Annotated in this window: 12 protein-coding genes and 1 pseudogene; 7 read left to right on the top strand and 6 right to left on the bottom strand. The window is 69.7% G+C overall.

Annotation, left to right across the window (positions count from 1 at the left end; translation table 11 throughout):
• Positions 1 to 130: 130 nt before the first annotated feature.
• The 3 genes from meaB to OO71_RS43555 are packed head-to-tail and all read right to left on the bottom strand — an operon-like array spanning position 131 to position 5,151.
• Complete coding sequence (meaB, locus tag OO71_RS43565; protein WP_033295961.1) at positions 131 to 1,117, bottom strand: methylmalonyl Co-A mutase-associated GTPase MeaB; 987 nt, start codon at positions 1,115 to 1,117, stop codon at positions 131 to 133.
• A gap of 3 nt (positions 1,118 to 1,120) precedes the next feature.
• Positions 1,121 to 3,289 carry a methylmalonyl-CoA mutase gene (scpA, locus tag OO71_RS43560; protein ID WP_033295960.1) on the bottom strand — a complete coding sequence of 723 codons (2,169 nt, stop codon included), beginning with the start codon at positions 3,287 to 3,289 and terminating at the stop codon, positions 1,121 to 1,123.
• Entirely contained in the window at positions 3,286 to 5,151 is a 1,866-nt protein-coding gene (locus OO71_RS43555; protein ID WP_211260835.1) for a methylmalonyl-CoA mutase family protein, read from the bottom strand. The genes scpA and OO71_RS43555 overlap by 4 nt, the downstream gene beginning before the upstream one ends.
• 240 nt (positions 5,152 to 5,391) lie before the next feature.
• Here OO71_RS43555 and OO71_RS43550 point away from each other — a divergent pair.
• Positions 5,392 to 6,357, top strand: a pseudogene (locus tag OO71_RS43550) (serine/threonine-protein kinase); the annotation flags it as partial.
• A 1,291-nt stretch (positions 6,358 to 7,648) separates the two neighbouring features.
• Here the strand turns inward: OO71_RS43550 and OO71_RS43540 are convergent.
• The gene (locus OO71_RS43540) at positions 7,649 to 8,317 is read right to left on the bottom strand and encodes a MerR family transcriptional regulator (RefSeq protein ID WP_051793135.1); all 669 of its coding nucleotides are present in this window, start codon (positions 8,315 to 8,317) and stop codon (positions 7,649 to 7,651) included.
• A 106-nt stretch (positions 8,318 to 8,423) separates the two neighbouring features.
• Between OO71_RS43540 and OO71_RS43535 the strand changes: the two genes are divergently transcribed.
• From OO71_RS43535 to OO71_RS43525, 3 genes are read left to right on the top strand one after another with little or no spacing between them, the layout of a single operon-like run.
• Complete coding sequence (locus OO71_RS43535; protein ID WP_051793134.1) at positions 8,424 to 9,401, top strand: hypothetical protein; 978 nt, start codon at positions 8,424 to 8,426, stop codon at positions 9,399 to 9,401.
• The gene (locus OO71_RS43530; protein WP_156096844.1) at positions 9,398 to 9,826 is read left to right on the top strand and encodes an ABA4-like family protein; all 429 of its coding nucleotides are present in this window, start codon (positions 9,398 to 9,400) and stop codon (positions 9,824 to 9,826) included. The genes OO71_RS43535 and OO71_RS43530 overlap by 4 nt, the downstream gene beginning before the upstream one ends.
• On the top strand, positions 9,823 to 10,608 hold the full coding sequence (locus OO71_RS43525) for a purine-nucleoside phosphorylase (protein WP_033295959.1): 786 nt from the start codon (positions 9,823 to 9,825) through the stop codon (positions 10,606 to 10,608). The genes OO71_RS43530 and OO71_RS43525 overlap by 4 nt, the downstream gene beginning before the upstream one ends.
• Before the next feature lie 129 nt (positions 10,609 to 10,737).
• Here OO71_RS43525 and OO71_RS43520 read toward each other — a convergent pair whose 3' ends face one another.
• Positions 10,738 to 11,883: a glycosyltransferase gene (locus tag OO71_RS43520; protein WP_342669989.1), complete on the bottom strand. Its 1,146-nt coding sequence runs from the start codon at positions 11,881 to 11,883 to the stop codon at positions 10,738 to 10,740.
• 63 nt (positions 11,884 to 11,946) lie between these two features.
• Between OO71_RS43520 and OO71_RS43515 the strand changes: the two genes are divergently transcribed.
• The 3 genes from OO71_RS43515 (at position 11,947) to OO71_RS43505 (ending at position 16,042) form a co-directional block, all read left to right on the top strand.
• On the top strand, positions 11,947 to 13,575 hold the full coding sequence (locus OO71_RS43515; RefSeq protein WP_033295958.1) for a phospho-sugar mutase: 1,629 nt from the start codon (positions 11,947 to 11,949) through the stop codon (positions 13,573 to 13,575).
• Between the two features lie 27 nt (positions 13,576 to 13,602).
• Positions 13,603 to 14,052, top strand: a complete 450-nt coding sequence (locus OO71_RS43510) for a flavodoxin family protein (protein ID WP_033295957.1) — start codon at positions 13,603 to 13,605, stop codon at positions 14,050 to 14,052.
• Between the two features lie 340 nt (positions 14,053 to 14,392).
• On the top strand, positions 14,393 to 16,042 hold the full coding sequence (locus tag OO71_RS43505) for an FAD-binding dehydrogenase (protein ID WP_033295956.1): 1,650 nt from the start codon (positions 14,393 to 14,395) through the stop codon (positions 16,040 to 16,042).
• A 45-nt stretch (positions 16,043 to 16,087) separates the two neighbouring features.
• On the opposite strand, the gene hisS is transcribed toward OO71_RS43505, so the two are convergent.
• Complete coding sequence (hisS, locus tag OO71_RS43500; protein WP_033295955.1) at positions 16,088 to 17,383, bottom strand: histidine--tRNA ligase; 1,296 nt, start codon at positions 17,381 to 17,383, stop codon at positions 16,088 to 16,090.
• Positions 17,384 to 17,407: the final 24 nt, after the last annotated feature.

The following is a 17,407-nucleotide window of genomic DNA, read 5'->3' as shown; positions in this document are numbered from 1 at the left end:
ACGGTCTGAATGGCTTGTCAAGGCATCTTTCCCGCCTTGACAAGCCATTCAGACCGTCGTGACAATCCAGCTTCGGGGTGCCCCCAACGCAACAGTTCCCAGCCCCCCACCCACCGCGACGGACAACAGCTCACGAGGACGAGAACGCGTCCAAAATCCGCTGCGCCCCCAACGTAGCCGTCAACTCCCCCTCCCGAACCGCCCTCTCCACCTCGGCGACCTCCCCCCGAACCCCGGGATGCCCGATCAACCGGTCGAGCAACTGCTCCCGGACCATCGCCCAGGTCCACTCCACCTGCTGCCGCTTCCGCCGCTCGGCCAGCTCCCCCGACTCACCCAGCACCTCCCGATGCCGGCCAACCGCCGCCCACACCTCGTCGAGCCCCCGCCCCTCCAGCCCGCTGCAGGTCAGCACCGGCGGCACCCACAACGCATCCCGGCCGTAGATCATCCGCAGCGCACCCTGCAGCTCTCGCGCCGCCCGCTTGGCGTCCCGCTCGAACGGACCGTCGGCCTTGTTCACCGCGATCACGTCAGCGAGCTCCAGCACGCCCTTCTTGATGCCCTGCAGCTGGTCGCCGGTGCGGGCCAAGGTCAGGAAGAGGAAGCAGTCGACCATGTTCGCCACGGTCACCTCGGACTGCCCGACCCCGACCGTCTCCACCAGCACCACGTCGAAGCCCGCGGCCTCCATCAGCACGATCGTCTCGCGGGTGGCGCGGGCGACGCCGCCGAGCGTGCCCGACGTCGGCGACGGGCGGATGAACGCGTGCGGGTCCACCGCGAGCCGTGCCATCCGGGTCTTGTCGCCGAGGATCGAGCCGCCGGTGCGCGTGGACGACGGGTCCACCGCCAGCACCGCGACCCGGTGCCCGGCCGCCGTCAGGTCCGTGCCCAGCTGGTCGATGAATGTCGACTTACCGACTCCGGGTACGCCGGTGATCCCGACCCGTTTCGCCCCGCCGGCGTGCGGCAGCAGCTCGACCAGCAGCTCCTGGGCCTGCCGCCGATGGTCCGCACGATGCGACTCGACCAGCGTGATGGCCTTGGACAGGGTCCCCCGGTTGCCGGCGAGCACGCCCTTCGCGTAGTCGCCGACGTCGATCCGCCGCGGCAAGGTTCAGGACTCCTGCGCGGCCAGCTGCTCGAGCAGGTCGATCGCGGCGTCCGCGAGCACCGTGCCCGGCCCGAAGATCGCCGCCGCGCCTGCTTCGCGCAGCTCGGGGTAGTCCTGCGGCGGGATCACGCCGCCGACGACGACCATGATGTCCTCCCGGCCCAGTTCGGCCAGCTCGTGCCGGAGCGCGGGCACCAGCGACAGGTGCCCGGCGGCCAGCGACGACACTCCGATCACGTGCACGTCCGCCTCCGACGCCTGCCGCGCGACCTCGGCCGGGGTGGAGAACAGCGGGCCGACGTCGACGTCGAAGCCCAGGTCGGCGAACCCGGTCGCGATCACCTTCTGGCCGCGGTCGTGGCCGTCCTGGCCCATCTTCGCGACCAGGATGCGCGGCCGTCGTCCCTCGCCCTCGGCGAACTTCTCGACCAGCTCACGGGCCTTTTCGACGTTGTCCGACTTCCCCACCTCTTCCCGGTACACGCCGGAGATCGTGCGGATCTGGCCGGAGTGGCGGCCCCAGATCTTCTCGAGCGCGTCGGAGATCTCGCCGACCGTCGCCTTCGCGCGCGCGGCGTCGATGGCCAGCGCGAGCAGGTTGCCGTCGTTCTGCGCGCCTTCGCTGAGCCGGCGCAACGCGTCGTCGGTCGCCTGCGCGTCGCGCTCTTCGCGCAGCCGTCGCAGCTTGTCCAGCTGCTGCGCGCGTACGCCCGCGTTGTCGACCTTCAGCACGTCAATCTGCTCATCGTCGGTGACCTGGTACTTGTTCACGCCGATGACCGGCTGTCGTCCCGAGTCGATGCGCGCCTGCGTACGCGCGGCAGCTTCCTCGATACGCAGCTTCGGGATGCCTTCGTCGATCGCGCGCGCCATACCGCCCGCGCCCTCGACCTCAGTGATGTGCGCCCACGCCTTGCGCGCAAGGTCGTACGTGAGCTTCTCGACGAAGGCGCTACCGCCCCACGGGTCAATGACGCGCGTGGTGCCGGATTCCTGCTGCAGCAACAGCTGCGTGTTACGTGCGATGCGTGCGGAGAAGTCGGTGGGCAGCGCCAGCGCTTCGTCGAGAGCGTTGGTGTGCAACGACTGCGTGTGCCCCTGCGTGGCCGCCATCGCCTCGACGCAGGTGCGCGTGACGTTGTTGAAGACGTCCTGCGCGGTGAGAGACCAACCTGACGTCTGAGAGTGCGTACGCAGCGACAGCGACTTCGAAGACTTCGGATCGAACTGCTTCACCAGCTTCGCCCACAACAGCCGCGCCGCACGCAGCTTCGCGACCTCCATGAAGAAGTTCATGCCGATGGCCCAGAAGAATGACAGCCGTGGCGCGAACTTGTCCACGTCCAGCCCGGCTTCGACGCCCGCGCGGATGTACTCGACGCCGTCCGCAAGCGTGTACGCGAGCTCCAGGTCGGCCGTCGCCCCGGCTTCCTGCATGTGGTAACCGGAGATCGAGATGGAGTTGTACTTCGGCATGTGCTGCGAGGTGAACGCGAAGATGTCGGAGATGATCCGCATCGACGGCTGCGGCGGGTAGATGTAGGTGTTGCGGACCATGAACTCCTTGAGGATGTCGTTCTGGATCGTCCCCGCGAGCTGCTCCGGCTTCACCCCCTGCTCCTCGGCCGCGACCACGTACAGCGCCAGCACCGGCAGCACCGCGCCGTTCATCGTCATCGACACCGACATCTGGTCCAGCGGGATGCCATCGAAGAGCTGGCGCATGTCGTAGATCGAGTCGATCGCCACGCCCGCCATACCGACGTCGCCGGACACGCGCGGGTGGTCGGAGTCGTACCCGCGGTGTGTCGCCAGGTCGAACGCGACCGACAGGCCCTTCTGCCCGGCCGCAAGGTTGCGCCGGTAGAAGGCGTTCGACTCTTCGGCGGTGGAGAACCCGGCGTATTGGCGGATGGTCCAGGGCTGGTTCACGTACATCGTGGGGTACGGCCCGCGCAAGTACGGCGCGATGCCCGGGTACGTGCCCAGGAAGTCCACATCGGACAGATCGGCGGCGGTGTACACCGGTTTCACGCCGATACCCTCGGGTGTTTCCCAGGCCAGCGCGTCCGGGCCCTTGCCGGTGGCGTCCTGCACGGCCTGCGCCCACGCCGCGCGGTCGCCCGGTTCCGGCGTGCCGAGCGGGATATCGGCGAAGTTCGGGATGCTCATGCGGACACTCCCAGCTGTGCATGGAGGCTGGTCAGGACTTCGAGCGCGTCGCACCCGGCGTACAAATTGCCGCTGACCCCATCGTACGTTCCCTTGCCCGCGAGCAGCACGTTTTGCGCGCCGAGCGACGCCGCGACGGACTCAGCCTGCTCCTCGTACGCCGCGTCGGTACCGCACAGGCAGGCGACTTTCGCGCCGCTCTCCCGGAAAGCGCCCGGCAGATCGTCCGTCGCACCCGGGTTGACCGGCTCGATTCCACCCGCTTGCAGCAGGTTCGCCGCGAACCCGGCCCGCGCGGTGTGCGCGGCTACCGGGCCGAGCGTGGCCAGGAAGACCTTCGGCCGCTCGCCGTGTTCGGCCAGGTAGGCGTCGGACGCGTCACGCAGCTTCTCGTACGCCTCGGCGTACCGGTGCCGCGGCAGCCCACCCTCCACAGTGGACGGGGCAGGTTCGCGGACGACCGGTTTCTCGGCCAGATTCGGGAACTCGCTCACGCCGGTCAGCGGATCCCGTCGCGTGGCCAGCCGGTTCGCGCGCTTTTCCCAGGTCTGCGCCAGCCGTTCGGCCAGTGCACCGGACGCGAGCTCGGCCTCGATGCCACCCGCCGCCTCGATCGCGGTAAACTCGCGCCACGCGGTTTCGGCCAGCTCGTCGGTGAGCTTCTCGACGTACCAGGAGCCACCTGCCGGGTCGATCACACTGCCCAGTTTGGACTCTTCGATGAGGATTGCGTTGGTATTACGGGCAATCCGTGCGGAAAACGCGTCCGGCTGGCCGATTGCCGCGTCGAACGGAAGCACGGTGACGGCGTCCGCGCCGCCGACGCCCGCCGCGAAGCACGCGACGGTGGTCCGCAGCATGTTCACCCACGGGTCGCGCTGGGACAGCATCGACGGCGACGTGACCGCGTGCTGATGCATGCCGCGTGCCTCGGCGGGCGCGCCGGAAACGTCGAGCACCCGGTCCCACAGGCGGCGAGCGGCGCGGAACTTCGCGATGGTGAGGAACTGGTCCGCGCTCGCGGCCAGGCGGAATTCGATCTGGGCAGCCGCGGCAGCGACGTCGAGACCGGCTTCGGTGAGCGCGCGCAGGTACGCGACACCTGACGCAACCGTGGCGCCGAGTTCCTGCGCGTCCGAACCGCCTGCTTCGTGGAACGGCAGTCCGTCGGCGACGACCGTACGCACCTTCGGGTACTTCGCGGCAACCTGCGCGGCCAGCGCTGCTGCTGGGCCCAGCGGGAGAGCGTGGCCTGTACGCGCGGTAGTGCCGATCGGGTCGGCCCCCAGCGTGCCGACGGCTTCGCTGGCCGGGACCTCGCGCTCGGCGAAGAGGTCGAGGAGCGCCTGAGCGGCGGCTTCGTACTCGACGCCCGCTTCGAGCACCACTGGCGCGAGGCCGACGTACACCTCGTTCAATGCATCTGCGAGCGCGGAGATCGGCAACGCGCCTTCGCCGAGCCGTAGCCACACCGAGGAGGCGCCACCTTCGAGGTCGGCGAGGATCGCTGTGTTGACCGCGCGCGCGTCGGAGCCACCGTGGCGCACCCGGACGTCCCACCCGGTCTCGACGACGCCTTCCGCCCGCGCGCCGCGTACGAACGGCGGCAGCCCAGGGAAGCCGAGGTCGCCCGAAGCGTCTTCGGCGGTGTACAGCGGCTGGATCTCGATCCCGTCGTACGTACGCGAGACGAGCTTGCTCTCCGGCGCACCCGGGAAGTCCTCCGGGAGGCGGCCGCTCTTGCGCAGCACCCCCGCCACCAGCTCCTGCCACCGGGCGCGATCCGCGGCGGGGAACTCCGCGGCGAGCGCGAGCCCGGGCTCGGAGTGCGGTACCGACTCCGGACCAGCCACGTTCGTCATACCCAGTGATGGTAGAGGCACGCCACTAGCTGCACCTGTGACTCTGCTCGCCCCCCGTACGGGTGATAGCCGCGAGGCGGCACTGGGTCGAAGACTGTCGGTGCCTTGCGCCACAATCAAGGGGTGTCGTCGGAAAACAGTGGGCAGGACAGCACCGGCCCGGGCAGTGCGGGGTCGGCAGGCGGCCAGCGCGTGGTCGCCGGGCGATACCGCCTGCGCTCCGTGCTCGGCGCGGGGTCGATGGGCACCGTGTGGTCGGCCTACGACGAGTTCCTGCACCGCCCGGTGGCGGTCAAGGAGATGAAGGTGCCGCCGGGCATCCCGGCGGCGCAGGCGGATGAGCTGCGAGAACGCACGCTGCGCGAGGCGCGGGCGATCGCCGTGCTGTCACATCCGAACGTGATCATTCTGCACGACGTCGCCCGCGAGCACGACGAGCCGTTCGTGGTGATGGAGCTGCTGCCCTCGCGCAGCCTGGCGCACATCCTGCGGGACCACGGCCCGCTGAGGGTCGAACAGGCAGCAGCAGTCGGCATCGCGGTGGCGGCCGCGCTCGAAGCCGCGCACGAGGCAGGCATCACCCACCGTGACGTGAAGCCGGGCAACGTGCTCGTCGCCGCCGACGGCCGGATCAAGCTCACCGACTTCGGCATCGCGCGCAACGTCTCGGAAGCCACCATGACGCGTACCGGGATCATGCTCGGTTCGCCCGCGTACATCTCGCCGGAAGTCGCCTCGGGCGGCGCGGTCACCGCGAACGCAGACCTGTGGGGCCTCGGCGCGACGCTGTTCGCCGCAGTCGAAGGCGCCCCGCCGTACGACGCCGACGGTGACCCGCTGGAGACCGTCGGCAAGGTCGTCAACGGCAAGGTGCCGCGCCCGAAGCCGGGCCCGCTGTCTGACGTGATCACTGCGCTGATGAAGAAGGAGCCGGAAAAGCGGATCTCCCTGCGCGAGGTACGCCACCGGCTGTATCCGATGCAGGGGAAAGCCGCGCTGGACCTGTTCGGGCCGCACCTGTTCCGTACTCCGGACGGCAAGAAGACGGCCGCGCATCTTGATGCCACGGACACCCAGGTGGTCAAGACGGTCGCCCCGGCCCCCGAGCCTTCCGACGAGTCCACCCCGCTGGCCGCCGATCCTGGTCCGTTGCCGTTCATGAACCGCTCCGGTGGGACGGGGTCCTTCGGTGGGCCCGCGGCGCCGGGTGGGGCCGGGTTCGGCGGGTTTGCCGGAGCCGGTGGATTCGCCGGATCGACCGGGACGGGCGGGTTCGCGGGATCGGGAGGTACCGGTTCTGGCGGGTTCGCTACGCCTGGCGGAACCGGCGGAACCGGCGGATCGGGTGGGGGCTCGGGATCGGGTGGGTTCGGCGCCGCTGGTGGAGCTGCCGGGTCTGGTGGGGCTGCTGGATCGGGCGGGGCTGCTGGATCAGGTGGGTTCGCTGCGTCCGGCGGGCCCGGTGGAGGCTCCGGATCGGGTGGGTTCGCTGCCGCCGGTGGGCCCGGGGCTGGTGGGGCCGGGTCAGGTGGGTTCGGTGCAGCAGCCGGGGCCGCCGCGTTCACCGGGGCTGCCGGAGCGGGCGCGCCCGGCGGGTTTGCCGGGCAAGCAGGACCTGCGGGTCAAGCAGGACACGCGGGTCAAGCAGGGTTCGCCGGACCAGGCGGAACCGGCGGAACCGCAAGGACCGCCGGACCGCCGCTGCCCATGCCAGGTCCGCCACCACCACCCCTACCACCCCCGGCACCGGCCCGACGCAGTGGCAAAGCGACAGCGGTGCTGACGATCGCCGCGGTGCTGGTGTTCGCCGTTGCGGGGGCGGGTGGTTTTGCTCTGGCGCGCGTGGTGAGCGGGCAGCCACTGCTACCGCCGACGGGCTCGGCAGCGGGGATCCTGGCCACCCTCGGCGGCGCGGCCGACCCTCAGGCGCCACTGAAACTGGTCAGCCAGACGGGAAACGCAAGCCCGACGGCGAACGTCTCGCGGGAGAGTGGATACACCCTCTCCGTGCCGGAGGGCTGGCAGCAGTTCGTCGCGTCGAGGAAGTCGACGTTCGGCACTTCTTCGGTGGTGCAGTACATCTCCCCGGACGGCCGCCAGTCGCTGCGCTTGGAACGGTTCCCGAACTTCGCGACAGACCATTCCGCAGGCGATCAACTGGACGCGCTACGACAATCGTCGTCACAGGATTCTTTCACCATCGCCCGCCCGGAAACGCCCACGAGCTATGGCACCGAAGTCGCGTACCGCACCCTGGAGCACTCCCGGGACCACACGCAATCGGGAATCACCCGTGCGACGTTCGCTTTGATCAAACCGTCGGGCAAAGACCTGTGGCTGCTCTCGCTCACCGTCCCGGCCGAACAAGAAGACACTGCCGCGGCAACATTCGGCCAGATCGAACCCACCCTGCGCTTCCCCACCATCCCCTAGCCGCACGGCCCCACCCACCGGACCGGGCACCCAGCCCCCGCCCTGCACCCCGATCCGAAACACGTCACAATCCAGCTTCGGGGTGCTCCCCCCGCGACAGTTCCGGCCGATCCAACCCAGCGGGATAACGCCGCGCAGATTCCGCGCCCTGCGCAAGCCTCCGCAACCCCTCGAACAACCGATCCCCCAGCACCGTCCCCACCACTGCCGCCTCCACGATCCGATCCACTGACGGCAGTGCGTCCAGCGTGTCCAGATCAACCTGCGCCACCTGGTCGGCCAGATCGGCGTAATCCCCGATCCCGTCCAGCAGTTTCACGTGGCCGAGTGCGCGGATCGTGCACAACGTGCCGACCAGGGCAGGCGCCACCGGGTGGTTCGGGCCGAACTGCCAGCCGTGTTTGCGGGCCAGCTCCGTCACCACCTCGAGCGCCCATTCCCGATCGTCCGGCGGGACGTCCGCGGCCAACCCGGTGAGCGCTCGTTGCGCGATGCCCAGCGCCTTGTGCGTCGGCTGGTGTGCATCCACCGCGGCGACCACGTCTCGGACCGTCGCCACCGACAGGCCGCCCACCTCGACCATCGCGCGGATCAGCCGTAGCCGCTGCACGTGGTTTTCGCCGTATCTGGCCTGGTTGGGGCTCGTCCGCTCGCCGGGCGGGAGCAACCCTTCCCGCAGGTAGTACTTGATCGTCGCGACCGGAATCCCGGACTCGGCACTCAGCTCCGCCATCCGCACGTCTCGACCTTACTTCCGGGAAATACCCTGAGGACTTCTCAGCATGGATAGCTTAACTTCCCATAACGGAGAGCATAACTATCCATTCTGGGAGGACCTCATGACCACGACCCTCGACCCACCTGCCGCACCCCCGCTCGGCGCCCGGTTGAGCACCTGGCACCGCCCGTCCCTGCAGCTCGCGGGCGTGCTCGCGGTTGCGACCGTCGCGTGCATCATCGCGTTGCTTGCCGACCGGCGGACCGTGCTCGGCGCGCCGGTGTGGGCGAAGCTGTTCAAATTCGCGATCTCCGGCGGGCTCTACTTCTTCACCTGGAGCTGGCTCGTCTCGCTCCTGCCTGCCCGGTTCCGCCGCGTCGCGAACGGCGCGACCACGCTCGCGAGCGTGCTGTTCGCCGGTGAGTACGCCGTGATGCTCCTGCAGGCGGCCCGCGGACGGCCGAGTCACTTCGGCAACGCGACCCCGCTCGACGCCGCGCTGTTCGGCGCGATGGGCGTCATGGTGACGATCATCTGGGTCGCCACGCTGGTGGTCACCGTTCTCCTGATGTTCACCAAGCTCGAAGACCGCGGCGTGCACTGGGCGGTGCGGACCGGCGCGGCGCTGTCGATGGTCGGCGCCGGGCTCGGGGCGCTGATGACCGGGCCGACGCCGGAGGAGCAAGCCGTGATCGCGGCCACCGGACACTCCGACCTCGTCGGCGGGCACAGCGTCGGCGTGGCGGAAGGCGGTCCGGGCCTGCCGTTGCTCGGCTGGAGCACCACCGGCGGCGACCTGCGGATCCCGCATTTCGTGGGGATGCACGCACTGCAAGTGCTGCCGCTGCTGGCTTTCGGCCTCAGTGTGCTCGCCACGCGGGTGCCGCGGCTGAACAGCGCGGTGCGGTCGCGTCTCGTGTGGACCGCGACGGCCGGGTACGCCGGTCTCGTCGCCCTCGTGCTGTGGCAGGCCGAACGCGGCGAACCGCTCATCCGCCCGAGCGCTCCGACGCTGATCGCGGCCGGGCTGCTCGTCGCGGCCATTGCCGCCGCCTCGGTGGCAGCGATCTTCATGCCGGTCCGGAAGGCAGCCCGGTGAGCGACCTGACGGTTTTCGCCTGGACCTTCCCAGTCGCCGTACCGTTCTGGGCGCTGATGATCCTCCTGCCCGGCTGGCGATGGACCCGCCGGATCATGACCTCGCGGTGGGTACCCCTGCTGCCGCTGGCGTGGTACTTCGTGCTCGCCATCCCGCATTTCGGCGAGCTGTGGAGGGCGGTGAGCCAGCCGGATCTCGGGGTGCTGCAAGCATTTCTGAGCACCCCGTACGGCGCCGCGCTGATCTGGGCGCACCTCGTCGCGTTCGATTTGTTCCTCGGCCGCTGGATGTTCTTCGAGGCTCGCGCGCACGGCGTCCGGTGGTGGGTGCTCAGCCCGATTCTGGTGCTGACGATCTTCCTGTCCCCGTTCGGGCTGGTCGCATTCCTCGCGGTACGCAGTGCCCGGATACGCTCGGGCGCATGAGCAACCTGGAGGAGGCGGCCGCGGCCGTCATCGCCGAGCACACCGGCGCCGAGCGCCACGACATCGCCGTGGTGCTCGGTTCGGGCTGGCGCCCGGCCGCGGAGGTGATCGGAACCGCCGATACGGAGATCCCGTTCGGCGAGCTGCCGGGCTTCACGCCGCCCGGCGCGGTCGGGCACGGCGGTACCGTGCGGTCGTTGCAGATCGGCGGCAAACGTGCGCTGGTGCTGCTCGGCCGCACGCATTACTACGAGGGCAAGGGCATCGACCCGGTGGTGCAGAACGTGCGCACGGCCGCCGCGGCGGGCGCGAAGACGGTGCTGCTCACCAACGCGGCCGGCGGCTTGCGCGAGGGCATGAACGTGGGCCAGCCGGTGCTGATTTCCGACCACCTCAACCTCACCGCGCGCTCCCCGATCGTCGGCGCGAACTTCGTCGACCTCACCGACCTCTATGCCACCCGGCTGCGCGACCTGGCCAGGGAGATCGACGGTTCGCTCGAAGAAGGCGTGTACGCCGGGCTTCCCGGGCCGCATTTCGAAACGCCCGCCGAAATCCGGATGCTGCGCACGCTCGGCGCGGACCTGGTCGGCATGTCGACCGTGCTGGAGGCCATCGCCGCCCGCGCGGCCGGGCTCGAGGTGTTCGGCCTGTCCCTGGTGACGAACCTGGCCGCGGGCATGACCGGCGAACCGCTGAACCACGAGGAGGTCCTCGAAGCGGGTCGCCAGTCGGCCACGCGGATGGGCTCGCTGCTGAAGGAACTCGTGACCCGCGCCTGACCCCCGCGAGCGCCCCAATGTGGCATTGGGTGCGTCACATGCAACCAATGTGGCATTGGGTGCGTCACATGCAACCAATGTGGCATTGGGTGCGTCAGATGCACCCAATGCCACATTGGGGTCGCGACGTCAGGCGAAGTCCGGCAGTTGCGCAGCCACCTCCTCCGGCGACGGCATGGCCGCGACTTCTGCAGCCAGCGCACGCACCACGTCCGCCACCGCACTGTCGGACAGCAACCGCCGGGCGTTTTCGCGGACCGCGTCCGTTGTGACCTCCTCGCCGAGCAGTTGCGCACCCGCTCCGACGGCTGTCACGGCCTCGGCGTTGGTGAACTGGTCTGCCCCTTGCGGCAGCACCAGCTGCGGTACCCCGGCGGAAAACGCACCCATCGTGGTGCCGCTTCCGCCGTGGTGCACCACCAAATCGACGTACGGCAGCAGCTCCGACTGCGGCACCCATGCCTCCAGCCGGACATTCGGCGGCACCTCGCCGAGCGAGGCGACGTCGACGGCCGGGCCGGTCGCGACGAGCACGTCCACCTCCAGCGCAGCCAGCCCCTGCAGCGCCGAGACGAGCAGTTGCGCCTGGCTGGCCATGGTGGTACCCAGCGTGAGGTACACCAGCGGGCGGCTGCGGTCGCGGCCCGCGATCCCGGACGGCAGGTCCGCCACTTCACTCCAGCCGATCGGGCGCAACGGCACGCGCCGGGCGCCGAGGTGCACGTCGGCGGCCTGCACCGACGGCGGGCAGATGTCGACGAACGGGTGGCCCCAGAAGAAGTGACTCTCGCCGGTGAGCCCGGCTTCGGTGGCGAGGGCGTCGATCTGCCCGCTGATCGCCCCCATGATCTCGCCGCCGGAAACCCGGCCGAAGCCGTGGGCCACCGCCGGAACCCCGGCGCGGAAAGCCGCGAAGGCCCCGCCCGGATTGCCCATTTCGTACACGAGCAGGTCCGGTTTCCGCTCGGCGATCAGCGGCGCGAGGTCGGCCGCGAACCGGGTGGGCAGCACCCGGCCGAACACCTGGCCGATCATCGCGGTGACCTCGTCCGGTGGGATGTCCTCGCGGCGGCGGGGTTCTCCTTCGAACGCGCCGGCGAACGCCTTCTGCAGCGTCAGCCCGGCGGCGGCCGTGTCGAGACCGGCCTTTTCGAGCGTGGGATGGAAGTCGGGGTCCGTCGCGAAGACCACCTCGTGCCCCGCGGCACGGGCGGCGACGGCGAGCGGCAGCAACGGGTACAGGTGGCCGTAGGAGGCAAGGGACGTGAAGATCATGCGCACCACCCGAGCTTATCGTTGACCGCCACCCGTTTTGCCGTTTCCGCGTAGGCTGTTCCGGTGTCCGACAGCCTCGCTTCCGAACTCCGTGACGCCGTCTACCGCTGGATCACCGAAGATCCGGACCCGGCAACGCGGCAAGAAATGACCGCCGTCCTCGCCCGCGCGATCGGACGGGAACCCGGTGCGGCCGCCGAGGTCGCCGACCGCATGGCGGGTCCGCTGGAATTCGGGACCGCGGGGTTGCGCGGGCCGGTGCGCGCGGGGCCGAACGGGATGAACGTCGCCGTGGTCACGCGGACCACCGCGGGGGTCGCGGCGTGGCTCACCGCGCACGGGCACGTGGGCGGAGTGGTCGTGGTCGGCCGCGATGCGCGGCACGGTTCGGAAGCCTTCGCCACGGCCGCCGCCGAGGTGCTCACGGCTGCCGGATTTGCGGTAAAGGTACTGCCGCAGCCGTTGCCGACGCCGTTGCTGGCGTTCTCCGTGCTGCATTACGGCGCCGTCGCCGGGGTCCAGATCACGGCGTCGCACAACCCGCCCGCGGACAACGGGTACAAGCTCTACGACGCCACCGGCGGCCAGATCGTGCCTCCGTCCGACGGCGAAATCGAGCGGGCCATCCAGTCGGCACCGCCTGCGCGAAGCGTTCCGCGCGCGCCTGGCGCCGAGGTCGTCGACCCGCGTGCCGCGTACCTGTCCGCCGTCGCCGCGCTCCCCCACGGCACCTCGCGGGAGTTGCGAATCGCGGCCACCGCGCTGCACGGCGTCGGCGCAGAGACCTTGCAGGCGGCGCTTTCCCGTGCCGGATTCACCGACGTACACCTCGTCCCGGCGCAGTCCGCGCCCGATGCCGACTTCCCCACCGTCTCGTTCCCGAACCCCGAAGAGCCTGGCGCGACCGACCTTCTGCTGGAGCTGGCGTCCGAAGTGGACGCTGACCTGGCCGTGGCGCTCGACCCGGACGCCGACCGCTGCGCATTGGGCGTCCGCGGCCCGGACGGCTGGCGAATGCTGCGTGGCGACGAAACCGGCGTGCTCCTCGGCGCCCGTCTGCTGTCCACAACGGACAATCCGGACCCGCTCGTGGCGACCACCATCGTGTCCTCGTCGCTGCTCGGGGAGCTGGCGAAGGAAAAAGGCGCGCGGTACGCCGAAACGCTCACCGGGTTCAAGTGGCTCGTCCGGGCGGGCGACGGGCTGGTGTTCGCGTATGAGGAAGCGCTCGGCCTGTGCGTGAACCCGGCCTTTGTGCGGGACAAGGACGGGATCGCGGCCGCGGTCGTCGCCGCGGACCTGGCCGCCTCGCTCAAGTCCGAAGGCCGCGGTCCGCTCGACGTCCTCGACGACATCGCGACCCGCCACGGCATCCATCTCACCGACCAGGTTTCCTTGCGGGTCAACGATCTTGCCGTACGCGGACGGCTGATGGCCGCGCTGCGGTCGGCGCCACCGGCCAGCCTCGGCGGCGTCGGGGTGACGCTCGAAGACCTGCTGCCGTCGGCGGACGTGCTGCGGTTGAGCGGCGACGGCGTACGCGTGGTCGTCCGGCCGTCCGGCACCGAGCCGAAGCTCAAGGCGTACCTGCAGGTGGTCACGCCGGTGACCGGCGACCTGGCCGACGCTCGGCGCAGCGCCGCGGAGGTGCTCGCTGCGGTACGCGACGACATCACCGCGCTGCTGCGCTGAGCCGCGGCCGATGGGAGGCTTCGGGGTATGGCAACGCTGTTGATCGTGCACCACACGCCGTCGCCGTCGATGCAGGCGATGTTCGAGGCAGTGCTCGCCGGGGCGAACCATCCGGACATCGAGGGCGTCGACGTGGTGCGCCGTCCCGCACTCGGTGCGACGGTCGCCGACGTGCTCGCCGCCGACGGTTATCTCCTCGGCACTCCGGCGAATCTCGGCAGTATGAGCGGGGCACTGAAACATTTCTTCGACACCATTTACTACCCGTGCCTGGATTCGACGAAAGGCCGCCCGTTCGGGGCGTACGTGCACGGCAACAACGACACGTCCGGGACCGTGCGGCAACTCGACGCGATCACCACCGGGCTCGGCTGGAACCGCGTCGCCGAACCGGTGCTCGTGACGGGTGAACCGGACAAAGCCACACTGGAAGCATTGACCGAACTCGGCGGAACCCTTGCCGCCACGCTCATGTGAGCAATTCCTGCTCGGCTGAGCAGGAATACCGGGGCGCATAAAAGAGGCCTGTCACCGGAAGCCCTGGGGGTCGACCTCCGGCAACAGGCCAGGTCGAGGGTTCGCAAGCAAGGCGATCAACCTCGACACCCCCAGAATACTACAAACAGGCGATCATGACGACCCTGCACCGGGCCACTGATCGAGCACGACTGGGGTACAAGGGCACCGTCCGAGTCCTTTCTTCCCGCCACCGGCCGTCGAAACCGGGTACCGCAGGCACGATTGACCCACCGGCGGGGCCCGCCGGAATTGTTTCCGCCGTGCTTTTCCACGGCCTGGCACAAAAAGGAATCCGACGATGACTTTCGAACCCGACGCGATCGTGGTCGGCGCGGGGCTGGCCGGCTTGGTCGCGACGCACGAGCTGGTGAAGGCCGGGCGCCGGGTGCTGGTGCTCGACCAGGAGAACCGCGGCAACCTCGGCGGGCAGGCGTTCTGGTCGCTCGGCGGGCTGTTCTACGTCGGCAGCCCGGAACAGCGGCGGCTCGGGATCAAGGACTCCTACGACCTCGCCCTGCGCGACTGGATGGACTCCGCCGGCTTCGACCGCGAGGACGAGGACCACTGGGCGCGGCAGTGGGCGGAGGCGTACGTCCGCTTCGCCGCCACGGAGAAACGGCAGTACCTGCGCGATCTCGGCCTCCGCGTGACCCCGCTGGTCGGCTGGGCCGAACGCGGCGGCGGGATGGCCGGCGGGCACGGCAATTCGGTACCGCGGTTCCACGTCACCTGGGGCACCGGGCCGGAGGTCGTGCGGGTGTTCCGCGAACCGGTGCTCGACGGAGAGCGGCGCGGGCTGGTGCAATTCGCGTTCCGGCACCGGGTCGACGAGCTCGTGGTGGAGGACGGCGCGGTCACCGGCGTCCGCGGCAGTGTGCTCGAACCGAGCGAAGAGCCGCGCGGGCACGAGTCGTCGCGGGTCACCGTGGGCGAGTTCGAGTTCCGCGCGAAGGCAGTGCTGGTGAGCTCGGGCGGGATCGGCCACAACCACGAGCTGGTCCGGCAGAACTGGCCCGTGGACCGGCTCGGCCCGGCGCCGGCCACGATGGTCGCGGGCGTGCCTGCCCACGTGGACGGCCGGATGATCGGCATCAGCGAAACCGCGGGCGCGAACGTGGTGAACCGCGACCGGATGTGGCATTACACCGAGGGCCTGCAGAACTGGAACCCGATCTGGCCGAACCACGGGATCCGGATCATCCCCGGTCCGTCGTCGGTGTGGCTCGACGCGACCGGCGCCCGGCTGCCTGCCCCGGACTTCCCGGGTTTCGACACGAACCGCACCCTCAAGGCCATTCTCGCGACCGGGTACGACTACTCGTGGTTCGTGCTCACCGAGAAGATCCTGGCGAAGGAGTTCATGCTGTCCGGGTCGGAGCAGAACCCGGACCTCACCGAGAAGAGCATCGTCAAGGCCTTGCTCCGGCGGTTGTCCGGCGGGCCGCCGGGACCGGTGCAGGCGTTCAAAGAGCACGGCGCGGACTTCGTCGTGGCAGGCGATCTTCCGGCGCTCGTCGCCGGGATGAACAAGATCGCCCGCGGTCCGGAGCTCGATGTGTCCACTGTGGAGCGTCAGATTGTCGCGCGGGACATGGAGGTGGCGAACAAGTACTCGAAGGACCTGCAGCTGATGGCGATCGGCAACGCCCGCCGCTTCATCGGCGACCGGCTCGCCCGGGTCACCAAACCACACCGGATGCTCGGCCGGCCGTTGATCGCGGTGCGGCTCAACATCCTGACCCGCAAGACGCTGGGCGGCATCCAGACCGACACCGATTCACGCGTCATCCAGGCGGACGGCTCGCCGCTGCCAGGCCTGTACGCAGCCGGTGAAGTGGCGGGTTTCGGCGGCGGCGGGGTGCACGGGTACAACGCGCTGGAAGGCACGTTCCTCGGCGGATGCATTTTCTCCGGTCGCGCTGCCGGCCGGGCAATGGCGGCGGCATGACCGTGGCCTGGCACCCCGGCGATGCGGGGTGCCAGGCTCGTCAGGTCACGCCGGGCTGATCATCCCCTGCACGGTGGACGGCACGTCCGCGAGCGGGACCTGGAGCTGCTCGCGCGTCGCGAGGCTGCGGACCGTGACCGCGCCCGCGGCCCAGTCCTCCTCGCCCACGATCACGACTGCCGCCGCGCCCGCCTTGTCCGCGCGGGTCAGCTCCTTGCCGAGCTTGCGCAGCTCCAGCGGGGTCGACGTGCGCAGCCCCGCCTTGCGCAAAGCCGTCGCGACCTCGCGAGCCGGGTCCGCCAGCTCCTCGGCGACCGGGATCACCACCACGTCGACCTCGCTGCGCGGGGCGGGCGTGAGGTCGTGCGTGTCGAGGAAGTCCATGAGCGTGACGTCGCCCATGCCGAACCCGATCCCCGGGATCCGCTCCTTGGTGAACAGCGACGCGAGGTCGCCGTACCGGCCGCCGCCGAAGAGGGCGCGGCGGTTCTGCGGCGAGGTGTCGAAGACCTCGAACACCGTCGACGTGTAGTACGCCAGCCCGCGCACGATCAGCGGCTCGTACCGGACCAGGCTCGCCGCGCTGCTGGACAGCACCTTCACCAGATTCGACTCCGCCTTGACCTCCGCGGGCAGCTCGTCGAGCAGCGCCGGACCGGCGCCGAGGACCTCGGTGAGCTTCTCGAACTGCTTGTCCGGCAAGCCGATTTCCTCGGCGCTCGCCGCGTGGTCGTCCGCCGACGTCTTCTCCCAGCGGTCCACGAGCGTGAACACCTGCGGCAGGTGGTCGGGCGAGATGCCGACGACGTCGGTGAGCGCCGACGACAGCAGGTTCCGGTCGTTCACCCGCACCGCGAACTTGTCCGGGCCCGCGCCGACCGCCCCCATCAGGTCGTGGATCAGCTCGAACATCTCGATCTCGCAGTTCGCGCTTTCCGAACCGAAGATGTCGGCGTTGATCTGCCAGTGCTCGCGGACCCGGCCGCGCTGCGGACGTTCGTAGCGGTGGCAGTTCGGGTGGCTGTACCAGCGCACCGGGAACGACAGCGACTTCGCGTGCCCGGCGATCATCCGGGCCACCGACGGCGTCATCTCCGGACGAAGCGCGAGCCGCTCGCCGCCCCGCGTGGTGAGGGTGTACAGCTGCTGGTCGGCGATTTCCTGGCCGGATTTCCGCTCGTAGATCTCGGCCTGCTCCAGCACCGGACCGTCGTAGCGGAGGTAGCCGTAGCGCTCCAGTACGTCGTAGAGATGGCCGAAGACCTGCGTGCGGACGGACATTTCGGCGGGGAGGAAGTCTCGGGTCCCCTTGACAGGCGCAGTCGACAGGTATTCAGGCACGTCATCAAGCTTAACGACCCGGTG

This window comes from Amycolatopsis jejuensis, assembly GCF_000717335.1.
In the GTDB taxonomy this organism is placed as follows: domain Bacteria; phylum Actinomycetota; class Actinomycetes; order Mycobacteriales; family Pseudonocardiaceae; genus Amycolatopsis; species Amycolatopsis jejuensis.
The sequence above is the reverse complement of the archived record's forward strand: the minus strand, read 5'-3'. Positions and strand labels throughout refer to the sequence as shown.